This is a genomic window from Paenarthrobacter nitroguajacolicus (assembly GCF_029952445.1).
GTDB classification, from domain to species: Bacteria; Actinomycetota; Actinomycetes; order Actinomycetales; family Micrococcaceae; genus Arthrobacter; species Arthrobacter nitroguajacolicus_B.
In genome coordinates this window covers 26,825-38,231 of the sequence record NZ_JAQPPK010000006.1, presented here as the reverse complement: position 1 = coordinate 38,231, position 11,407 = coordinate 26,825, and the positions used below count along the sequence as shown (strand labels likewise).

The following is an 11,407-nucleotide window of genomic DNA, read 5'->3' as shown; positions in this document are numbered from 1 at the left end:
GTTGAAGCAGCGTTGTCCGTTGAAGCGGACTTAGCAGATCCGAAGCAAACCGCACACCAGTCCGCCTGACTGTGTCGGGCTGGGAGTCGGACTCGGTGTCGGTGTCGGTGTCGCAGTAGGGGTTGCCGTTGGTGTTGCTGTTGGCGTCGGACTAGCCGTTGCCGTGGCTGACGGTGATGGCGCAGCCAACTGCTGGGCTGGAGCGGCGGTGGCGTAGACCACGTCCACGAAGTAGTTCGTTGCGTTCCAGGAGTTGGTGGGCATCACGCCGCCGGAGCCGTACCGGTAACGTCCGTTGTTTGGTCCTGAAGCGGTGAAGACTCCGCTGGTCCACGTCTGGTTGAAGAACCCTTGTGTGGTGGAGTAGTGGCCGTTCGGTGCACGGTAGGACACCACGTAGGTTTGACCCGTGGACAACGCTACCGGGGTGGCCAACGTGGCGGTCTGCCAGCCGGTGCTCGTTTCATTGGTAAACGTCACCTGTGCCAGCCGCGTGCCCGCGGCGTTCCATAGCGAACCAACGTGGGTTCCCGTGTTGCCGGTCCCCTTGTAGAAACGGATCCCAGTCACATTGCCGGTCTGGGACACTGTGAAGGCAGTGCCCAGCTCCACTGAAAGGGAGTCGGAGTTGGCGGCAACCTGTGGAAGCAGCGAACCGAAGATCGTGGATTGCTGGAGGGCTGCCGCCGCCGTGGTGAACTGCCAGGTGGTCGGGGGCAAGGTCTGGCCTTGGGGGGTGGCCACTGCCGAGACGTTGGCGGTTATCTGGGTGTTGGCGGGAAGGGCTGCCGTCGGCGTAAACGTGATGGTGCGCGCGTCAGCTGACAACGCCGCCGTTCCCGCCACGGACGAGCCGTTCGCGGTCAAGGTGAACGTGGCACCCGGATTGATGGCGGTAGAGAACGTGATGGATGGTTTCACGTCCGTGGGGATGGCAGTCGCCCCGGGAGCGGGCACCTGCGCACTGACCGTCAGCGGCGGTGTGGCTACGGTGAAGACCAGGTCCACTAGGTAGCTGGCCGTCGAGGCCGTACTCGGGAAGTCGCTGCTGTACGAGTAGGCCCCGGAATCCGGCTGGGTCTTCAGCGGACCCCGCGTGAAGCCATCGCCGAAGCCTCCGGAGGTGTAGGAGTACTTGCCGGTGGGCGTCTTGTACGCAGCTACATACTCGGTGTCGGCCTGGATGTTCACGGGCTGGCTGAACGTTGCCGTCTGCCAACCGGCGCTGGACTCGTTCGTGAATGTCACCGTCGCAAGGACCTGGCCACCAACCGTGTAAAGGTACCCGGTGTGGGTTCCAGTGTTGCCGGAGGACTTGTAGAAGCGCACGCCGGTTACCTGGCCGGCCGTGTCACTGGTGAACCTCACACCCAAGGTCAACGGCACACCATCATCGACTTCGAGGGTCGTGGGGGTCACCGTGTCCTCGTACAGGGTGCACGGGCACGAACCGGGCGTGCCCGCGGCCTGGACTGTGGTGAATTGCCACGTACCGCCGGACGACATCGGTTGTCCCGAGGTCGCCGTCGCAGTCACTGTGGCCGTGTACGACGTTGCTGCCGCCAAGGCAGCCGACGGCGTGAAGGTGACCTTGCGGGTGGTTGTGTCGTAGGCGGTGGTTCCGGCCACCGCAACGCCGGCGGCGGTCTTAAGGGACAGCGCGACGCTCGAGGCAACCGCTGCTTCGGAAAGGACCGCGCTGACAGTTGTGTTCAGAGGGACACTCGAAGCGTTCGGAATGGGCGATTGGCCGCCGACTGTGAACGGGGGAGCGGTGATAGTGACAACCACGTCTACCAGGTAGCTGCTCGTGGACCGAGAAGCAGGGAAGTCCCCGCTGTAAGTGTAGGCTCCCGCATCCGAAACCGTCCTCAGTGGTCCTACGCTCATGCCTGAGCCAAAGCCATTGGTGGTTGCCGAATAGGCGCCCGTGAGTGACTTGTAGCTGGCGATGTACTCAGTGTTGGCAGCCATCTGGACCGGTTGGCTGAAGATGGCCGTCTGCCAGCCGGAGCTGCTCTCATTGGCGAAGGTTACCGTGGCCAGCTGCTGGCCGCCGGCTGTGTAGAGGGCACCTGTGTGCGTCCCGGTGTTGCCGGCGGACTTGTAGAAGCGGACGCCGTTGACCTGCCCGGCGGAGACACTGGTGAACCGCACGCCCAGGGTCAGAGGTACACCGTCCTGGATTTCAGCGATGCCGGGTGTGACGGTGTCGTCATAAAGACTGCACGGGCAAGAACCCGGGACTGAAGCCGTAGCAGCAGTGGTGAAGGTCCACGTACCGCCCGAAGTGACCTGGCCGCCCGTGCTGTCAGTGCCTGACAACGTTGCTGTGTAAACGGTGCTGTAGGCCAGCTGGGAAGTCGGAGTAAACGTTGCTTTCCGCGTGGTGGCGTCGTAGCTTGTACTGCCCGCAACGGTCCCGGCCGAAGACTTCAAGGACAGCTGCACGCTGGCCGCTGTCACGGTCTTGGAGAAGGAAGCGCTGACCTTGGTGGTCACGGCGACGCTGGACGACGACGGGATGGGGGACTGCCCGTTCACTGTCAGCGGGGACGTATCCACAGTGCTGAACACGGCATCAACAAAGTAGTTGCCGCCATTGAAACTCGTGGTCGGGAAGCCTTGAGAGGTGTTGTAGACGCCCGCAGGTTCGGCGCCGAACCCACCGGCAACCTTCAGCGGCGGATCATTGGACCCAAAACTTGCCCACTGGTAGTCCTTGGTGGCGTAATGCCCCTTGGGAGCCCAGTAGGAGACCGTGTACTTTTGACCTGCGGACACCGCTACCGGCTGGCTGAAAAGCACGCTCTGCCAGCCCGATGCGGTCTCGTTGGCAAACGTAGCGGTCGCCAGGCGAGTGCCGGTGGAGCTCCACAAGGAACCAATGTGCGTTCCAGTGTTCGCCGTGCTCTTGTAGAAGCGGACGCCCGTGATGAAGCCATTCACCGACGGGGTGAACTGCATGCCCATCTCGTAGGCACCGCCGTCTCCGGAATCCACTGTGGCAGGTACCGTTTGGCCGAAGACGCTGTACGGCCCTGTGAGGGTCAGGTTCCTGGTGGCCACAGCTCCGATATTGGCGCTGTCATCGACGGCCCGAACCTGGATCGCGGCGGTGTCCAGGCCCTTCTGGATGTAGGTGTACGTCCAGCTCGCCTTGCCCTGGGCAGGATGCCACGTGGTACCGCCGTCGGTTGAAACCTCGACGCCGGCCACTACGCCGCCGCTGTCCGTCGCCGTTCCGGTAACTGTCACACTATTGCCGTGCGCGATGGTGGCGCCGTTGGCGGGGGCGGAGATGGTCACGGTGGGGCCGGTCAGGTCACTGCTCGCGCTCGCAGCAACAAGTCCTGCTGCGCGGGTTGCCGGCTGCGCGCCCATATCTGCAAGCAGGTTCACTTGCGCCTGCCGCATGCGCGCATCGGCCGCGGCGCCGTCGCCGTCGTGTTCCTGGTCCAGGCCCCAAGTCCACTGGACGCTGCCTGCCGAGAAGACCAGGGCCCCGCTGGGCGCACGGTACATGGTGACGTGGTGGGTGGTGGTTCCGGGCTTGACCGTATTCCCGTAATCCTGGAGATACTCGCTGACACTGCCCACAGTCGTGGAAAGCTGGATCAAACCCGATGGGCGGAATCCGTTATCAAGGTCCTCGTCGGATTCGTAGCCTACTGTGTGTGGTGCCAAGGCCGCCGTGGAACCTGCGGCCAGGGTAGCCAGCGAGGTATTCCGCCACAGCCGCGACTTTCCTTCAGCGGCTGAAACAGTCACCGGCAGGTCCGTGAAGTTGGACATATAGGCCGTGCCCGTCAGCCCGTTTTCCGGCAGCCCTCCACCATTTGCCTGGGAAGCGTACCGTGGATCGCGCCAGGTACCGGTCCATTGGCTCGTGGGGTCGATCTTGCCGTTGCTCCAGGTTTCCTTGTAGCACGTCAAAGTGCGGCCGGCGGCGCCGTCCACGGAGGAGGGCTCAAACCGTGTACGCCAGTACATCTCGTTGCCCGAGAGGAACTGGAGGTTGACGCCCGCGTCGCGGGCCGCAGTTACGTTGGCCCTCTGCGGGCCGGACCAGTATTCGTCGTGTCCGACGGATAGGAAGACTTTGTGGTTCAGCAGTTCCGCGCCGCTGCGGTCAGCGTCAAGGCCGCTGACGTAGCTGACGTCGTAGCCGTTTTGCTCCAGGAACCGCACCATGGGGTATTCGTTGGCGAAGTAGAAGTCGCGTCCCCCGATGCCATCGCGCGTGTTTACGGGACGGTTGTAGCTGACCTTGTATGCCCGGCCGTTGACGGCTCCCTGGTAGAAGTCGGCGCCGCCGTAGGTGTTGTACGCCTGCCAGGTTTGGTCGGCAGTCTGGAAAACAATTGATGACCGGTTGCCGTCATTGCGGACGATGAAGGTGATATGGCTTTGCCCGCCCGTGTCCGGCCGGGTCAGCAGCGCGATGTACACCCCGGATACGGCTGTAGCGGGAACCTGCCAGGTCGCTGAGACCGCCCACGTACCGCAGTCATACAGTTCAGTGGTGACATCGCTCTTGCAGGCAGGCTGGGTCTGGCGCAGTACCGACGGCGTGACATCGGCGATCTTGCGGGCACCGTTGCCCCCGTACCAGCCTGTGCGGTAGATCGCGATGGTGTAGCTGGGAGCTTTCGTGTCGATCTTGAAGCGGATGGGTTGCCCCGCGTTGACACTGATGTCGGTGGAGAATCCCTGGATGGTGTCATCCCCGGCGCCTGTGATGTCCCATTCCGAGGGAGGGCTGCCCGGTTTCGAATTTTCGCAAGCCACAGCGTTCACTATGGGATCGCATGGACCTACCGCCACGGCTGCCGGCGCGGTCAACGGAAGCAGAGCTGCCACCATTGCCAACACCAAAGGGACGAGGAAACCCTTGAGGGCCCGCTGCGGTGGGGTTGCTGAAGGACCGGGCATGAGAACTCCTGGAGTGGTACGCCAATTGCCATGACGGGCCTGCGCCCATGCGCAGCCCCTGCTTGCCGCTCCCCAGCCAGGGTCAAACCAAGATCTTCAGTTATGCAAAACACGGTGCCCTGTGGACAGGCGTTCCTACTACGGGACCGGATCCAGCCAAGGCCGAACACAAGTTCAAGCCGGAGCCGGATCACCGGAACGAATCCACCAAGTAACCCTTGGCAGGAGTGTAGGGGTGTGGCATGGCTGCCGCAAGGCTTTCCCGCTTCAGATCCGTGGATTTCACGTAAACGGCAGTAGATTTAGGGGGACACAAACACCCGGGCCACCCAGGAGAACCGAAGCGCCTTGCATTTGAAAAGTTTGACCGTCCGCGGATTCAAGTCGTTTGCGTCGGCCACGACGTTCGACTTCGAGCCCGGCGTCACTGCCGTCGTCGGTCCCAACGGTTCCGGCAAATCCAACGTAGTGGACGCGCTGGCCTGGGTCATGGGCGAGCAAGGCGCCAAAACACTGCGCGGCGGGAAAATGGAAGACGTCATCTTCGCTGGCACCTCGGGCCGCCCGCCCCTTGGCCGGGCCCACGTCTCGCTGACCATCGACAACGCTGACAACGCCCTTCCCATCGAGTACAGCGAAGTAACCATCTCCCGGACCCTCTTCCGCACGGGCGGTTCCGAATACGCCATCAACGGCGCGCCATGCCGGCTCCTGGACATCCAGGAACTCCTCTCCGATTCGGGGCTCGGCAGGGAAATGCACGTCATCGTCGGCCAAGGCCAGTTGGACAGGGTCCTGCATGCAACGCCCGAGGACCGCCGGGGTTTCATCGAAGAGGCCGCAGGCATCCTCAAACACCGGCGGCGCAAAGAGAAAACAGTGCGCAAGCTGGAGGCCATGCAGGCCAACCTTGCACGCCTTGGTGATCTCACCGCCGAAATCCGACGCCAACTGACTCCCTTGGGCAAGCAGGCAGAAATCGCCCGCCGCGCACAATCCGTCCAGTTCGACGTCCGTGACGCCCGCGCCCGCCTCCTGGCCGATGACCTCGTGCAACTGACAACCACCCTTGAACAGGACGTCGCCGACGAAGCTGCCCTCAAGGAGCGGCGCCTGGTTGTCGAAGCCGGGCTCGACGTCGGACGACGCCGCCAGGCGGGCCTGGAACAGCAAGCCGCCGAGGCAACCCCCCGCCTTAACGCCGCACGCGATAACTGGTACCAGCTCTCCGCCGGAAGGGAACGGTTGCGTTCCCTGGGATCCCTTGCCGCAGAACGCAAACGGCTTCTGGGTTCCTCGGAGGTGGCCGCTGACTCGGGGCGCGATCCGGAGCACCTTGAGCGCCAGGCCGCGCGGGTCCGGGAAGAACAGGCTGCCTTGGAACACGACATCCTGGCCAAACAGGCGGCCCTCATGGAAGCCACCGTTGCCAAGGACGCAGCCGAGGCGCTCGCAGCGGCAGAGGATAAACGCCTCACAGGCATGTTGCGTGCCGCAGCGGACCGTCGGGAGGGACTCGCCCGGCTCGCCGGACAGCTGGCAGCAGCACGCTCCCGTGCCGAGGCCGCTGAGGCGGAGCGTGGCCGGCTGAGGGAATCCCTGGGTGCGGGCGATGAGCGGCGCCGCAAGGCACAAAGCGAGTTCGCCGCCCTCGAAACGCAAGTGGCCGGCGTCGAGGACGGCGAAGAGAGCCTGGACGCCGAATACGAGGAAGCCACAGCGGCCCTGGACGCAGTGCTCGCAGAGATTGAAGATCTCAAGGCTTCCGAGCGGGAAGCCGTCCGTGAGCGGGACGCCCTGACTGCCCGGCGCGATGCCCTTCAGCTGGGGCTCAACCGCAAGGACGGCTCCGGCCATCTTCTCTCAGCCGTTGGCGTGCTCGGACCACTGACGGGCTTGGTCAGCATCGAACCCGGTTATGAGGCCGCCATTGCCGCAGCATTGGGCAGTGCATCGGATGCCTTGGTGGTGGCCGACGCCGACGCCGCAGTCGCTGCCGTCAAGCTGCTGAAAAAGGACGACGCCGGTAGGGCAGCGTTGCTCCTGGCAGATGGTTTTGCCGACGACGACGCAGCATCAGGCCCCGGCGGATCAGGCATGGGCGGATCGGGCATTGGCGAACTGCCCGCCGGGTGCCGGTGGGCTGCCGATGTCGTGAAGATCGCCGACCCTGCAGGGCACGGTGCGCTGCAGCTCCTGGCTGGTACCGTCGTCGTGGAAGATGTCCGGGCGGCAGCCGCCCTGGTGGCGGACCACACCGGCATCAAGGCTGTCACGACTGAAGGCGATGTCTTTACCGCCGTGACCGTGCTGGGCGGCTCGGCCAGTGCGCCCTCGCTGCTTGAGGTACAAGCGGCAGTGGACGACGCCGGAGCACGCCTTCAGGAGGTCACTGCGCGTCTGGAGCGGGGCCGCTTTGCCCTGGCCGGGGCCCAGTCCCGCCGCGCCGAAGCGCAGGACCGGGCCGATGCCGCCTTGGAAAGACTGCACGAATCCGATGCCCGCCTTGCTGCGGTCGCCGAGCGACTGGGCCATTTGAACTCAGTTCTTCGCAGCGCAGTGGGCGAAAGTGATCGTCTCGCCGCGTCCATGGCCAAGGCGGAAGCGAACATCGCCGAAGCGCAGTTGGATTTGGAAGTTGCCGCAGAGCGCCTTGCCGCTGCCCAGGAGATCCCGGACGAGGAGCCGTCGACCGACCAGCGGGATGAACTCGCCGCTGAAGCAAGGACGGCCCGCGCACTTGAGACAGAAGCCCGGCTGGCCCTTCGCACCGCAGAAGAACAGCTGGGAGCCATCAGCAACCGTGCGGCGTCCCTGGAACGGGCTGCGGCAACGGAACGCCGGGCGCGCGAGGAGGCCGCCAGAAGAGCCCAGCGACGCAGGGCCCAGGCGCAACGTGCTGCCGCAGTGGTTTCGGCGGTGGAGCAGACCCTCCGATACCTTGATGTTTCTGTTGACCTGGCTGCCCAGCAAAGGGACCAGGCAGAGCAAACACGGGAGTTCCTGGAAAAAGAACTTTCAGAAGTCCGCTCCGGCAACGAGGCTCTGGCACGCGAGCTTGCCGAGCTGACCGATTCCGTGCACCGGGATGAGATGGCACGAACACAGCAGCGGCTGCGGATCGAAGCCCTGGAAACCCGGGCCATCGATGAGCTGGGGCTTTCCGCGGAACAGCTCATTGCGGACTACGGTCCGGACCAGCCGGTTCCGCTTCCCGCGGGATCCACCACGGATAAGTGGGCTGAACTGCGGGCGCCAGTGGACGAGAATGGCGAACCGGTGCTTGAAGGGGTCCCGTTCGTACGGGCAGAGCAGGAGAAACGGCTGAAGAAGGCCGAGCGCGAGTTGGCCGCGCTGGGCAAGGTCAACCCGCTGGCGCTCGAAGAGTTCGCCGCCCTTGAGGAACGGCACCAATTCCTGAGCTCCCAATTGGAGGACCTCAAGTCCAGCCGCAAGGACCTGCTGGACATCATCAAGGAAGTCGACAACCGGGTACAGCAAGTCTTCACGGAGGCCTTCGCTGACACTTCGGCCCAATTCGACCACGTTTTTGCCCGGCTCTTCCCCGGTGGGGAAGGCAAGTTGGTGCTCACGGATCCTGATGACATGCTGACCACCGGCATTGAGGTGGAAGCGCGACCTGCGGGCAAGAAGATCAAGAGGCTGTCACTGTTGTCGGGCGGTGAACGCTCGCTGACCGCCGTCGCACTCCTGGTTGCCATTTTCAAGGCACGGCCGTCACCGTTCTACGTCATGGACGAAGTTGAAGCCGCCCTGGACGACACCAACCTGGGCCGGCTGATCACCATCTTCGAAGAACTCCGGGAGTCCAGCCAGCTCATCGTGATCACACACCAAAAACGAACCATGGAAGTTGCCGACGCACTCTATGGCGTCACCATGCGGGGAGACGGGGTGTCCACCGTCATCAGCCAGAGGCTCGGTGCCGGGGCATAGCTTTATGAGAAGGTAGGGGAGTGAACGATTTCCTACCCATAATTCTGTCCATTGTCGCTGCGCTCGTAGTGGTCGGCGGACTCGTGCCGGTACTGATGAAAGCCCGCAAGTCGGGCGCAAAGTACCCCGGAACACGGGACGCGAACGATCCCCTGCAGTCTTCGGCAGCCAGCGGCGGAACTCTTGTGGAGGACCGCCCGGAGGCGGTGAAGGCACCCGCACCCACCTTTGACGGAACAGTCGACGGCGCCGGGGTCCCGGATGACGCCGCTGGGCTCGAAACCATCGCCATCGACACCCCGGCACCGGTGGAAGGGCGGCTGACCCGCCTGCGCGCCCGCCTGGTCAAGTCCAACAACATCCTCGGCAAGGGCCTGCTGGCCCTGCTGTCCGGCGACAAAATCGATGAGAACGTCTGGGACGAAGTGGAGGAAACCCTCCTCCTCGCCGATCTCGGTACTGAGCCCACCATGCAGCTGGTGGATGCCCTGCGCGAGCGGGTCAAGGTCCTGGGCACCCGAAGCCCCGAAGACGTCAAAGCCATGCTCCGCGAGGAGCTCATCAAGCTCGTTGATCCCGGCATGGATCGCTCCCTGAACGTCGACCGCAAGGCCGACCGTCCCGCCGTCGTGCTTGTTGTCGGTGTGAACGGTGTTGGCAAGACAACCACCGTGGGCAAGCTGGCCCGCGTCCTGGTGGCCGAAGACAAGGACGTCCTGCTGGGCGCCGCCGATACCTTCCGCGCCGCTGCGGCTGAACAATTGGCCACATGGGGCCAGCGTGTGGGCGTTCCCACAGTGAAGTCGGACATCGACGGCGCCGACCCCGCCTCTGTTGCCTACGAGGCCGTGAAGGCAGGCATCGACCAGGAAGTCGACGTGGTCATGGTGGACACAGCGGGCCGCTTGCAGAACAAGACCGGCCTGATGGACGAGCTCGGCAAGGTCAAGCGAGTTATTGAAAAGCTGGCAGAGGTAGACGAGGTCCTGCTGGTCCTGGACGCCACCACCGGCCAGAACGGCCTCAACCAGGCGCGGGTCTTCGCTGAGGTGGTCAACATCACGGGCATCGTGCTGACCAAGCTGGACGGTACGGCCAAGGGCGGAATCGTTGTAGCCATCCAGAGGTCACTCGGTGTTCCGGTCAAGCTTATTGGCCTGGGTGAAGGGCCGGACGATCTCGCGCCCTTCGAAGCCGAGGGCTTCGTCGACGCACTGCTCAACTAGTACGGGCTGCCAACGGCTCGCGGGCCATCAACCAGCCCGCGGCCGTTAGCAGCAGTACGCTTCCTGTGATGCCGAAAGCCCATCCATAACCCAGGCGATCGGCCAACAGGCCCGCGACGACAGGACCGATGATGGCGCCGGTGTCGGCAGCCATCTGGAAGACTGCCAGCACCTTGCCGCCCGAGCGTCCCCGTCCAATGACATCGGCGACGGCGGCCTGCTGCGCCGGGCCCAGCAAGCCGGAGCCGAATCCCGCAATGGCTGAGGCTATGAAGAACGCCGTGAGGTCCGTTGTCAGGCCTATGAGGCCAGTGGCAAGGCCGGTAACAACGAGGCCCGGGATGAGCATGAGCTTGCGCCCCCAGGCATCGGCCAGACGGCCGGAGAACGTCAGGGCCAGGGCATTGCCGACGGCGAAGACGGCCAGCGCCCAAGCGGCTGTTTCGGGCCGTGAATCAAGGACCACCACCGCGAACAGCGGGATGGTGGCCATGCGGACCCCGAAGGTCACCCAGCCATTGCCGAAGCTTGAGAAGACAGCAGCCCGGTAGGCCGAGTCCTTCAGCGCATCCTTGAGGGCCATGGCAGGCGCATGTTCGGCATCCTGGGTGGTGCCTCCGTCGCCACTGAGCATGGTCCGGACCACCAGGGCAGCAACAAGAAGGGCGCCGGCGTAGGCCAGGAAAGGAACCCGAAGACCGAATCCGGCCAGCAGGCCGCCGACCACCGGTCCCAGGACGCTGCCGATCAGGAACGCTGAAGCGTAGGCACCTGAAACCCGGCCTCGCCGTTCCGGGGGAGCAAGCCGGATGAGCAAACCCATGGCTGCCACGGTAAACATCACAGATCCCGCTCCGCCCAGGCCACGGAAGACCAGCAACTGCCAGTAATCCTGGGCGAAAGCGCAGGCGGCTGTGGAAACGGCAACGATCAGAAGGCCCGAAACATACACGTTCCGTTCCCCGAATCGTCCGATCAAGACACCGCCGGCGGGGGCAAACACCAGCCTCATGAACGCGAAGATGCTCACGATCACCCCTGCGGCCATGGCATCGACGCCGAAAGTGGTGGCGAATTGCGGCAAGACAGGAGCCACGAGCCCGAAGCCCAAGGCAATCAGGAACGCAGCCGCCAACATCACCTTAACGTCCCGCGGTAACGGGGCCTTCTCCTGCCGGATCCTTGGAGCTCTGATGGATCGGGGCGACTGGGTCATTCGGTGCTGGTCCTTCGTAGTGTGTTGTGGCAGCCCTGCGGCCGCACAGGGCGTGGAGCTGGGCATTTCCAGT

Annotated in this window: 4 protein-coding genes; 2 read left to right on the top strand and 2 right to left on the bottom strand. The window is 64.0% G+C overall.

From position 1 onward, the window contains the following. Nucleotides 1-30: 30 nt before the first annotated feature. Complete coding sequence (locus PJL15_RS05525; RefSeq protein WP_281450201.1) at nucleotides 31-4,935, bottom strand: DUF4082 domain-containing protein; 4,905 nt, start codon at nucleotides 4,933-4,935, stop codon at nucleotides 31-33. Between the two features lie 348 nt (nucleotides 4,936-5,283). Here PJL15_RS05525 and smc point away from each other — a divergent pair, with 348 nt between their 5' ends. Together smc and ftsY are read left to right on the top strand one after the other, a co-directional pair. Further along, a complete protein-coding gene (gene smc, locus PJL15_RS05520) occupies nucleotides 5,284-8,892 on the top strand; it encodes a chromosome segregation protein SMC (RefSeq protein ID WP_281450200.1) in 3,609 nt (1,202 codons plus the stop codon). 20 nt (nucleotides 8,893-8,912) lie between these two features. Further along, entirely contained in the window at nucleotides 8,913-10,118 is a 1,206-nt protein-coding gene (gene ftsY, locus PJL15_RS05515) for a signal recognition particle-docking protein FtsY (RefSeq protein ID WP_281450199.1), read from the top strand. Here ftsY and PJL15_RS05510 read toward each other — a convergent pair. Further along, complete coding sequence (locus PJL15_RS05510; RefSeq protein WP_281450198.1) at nucleotides 10,111-11,334, bottom strand: MFS transporter; 1,224 nt, start codon at nucleotides 11,332-11,334, stop codon at nucleotides 10,111-10,113. The two genes, ftsY and PJL15_RS05510, sit on opposite strands and share 8 nt — an antisense overlap. Nucleotides 11,335-11,407: the final 73 nt, after the last annotated feature.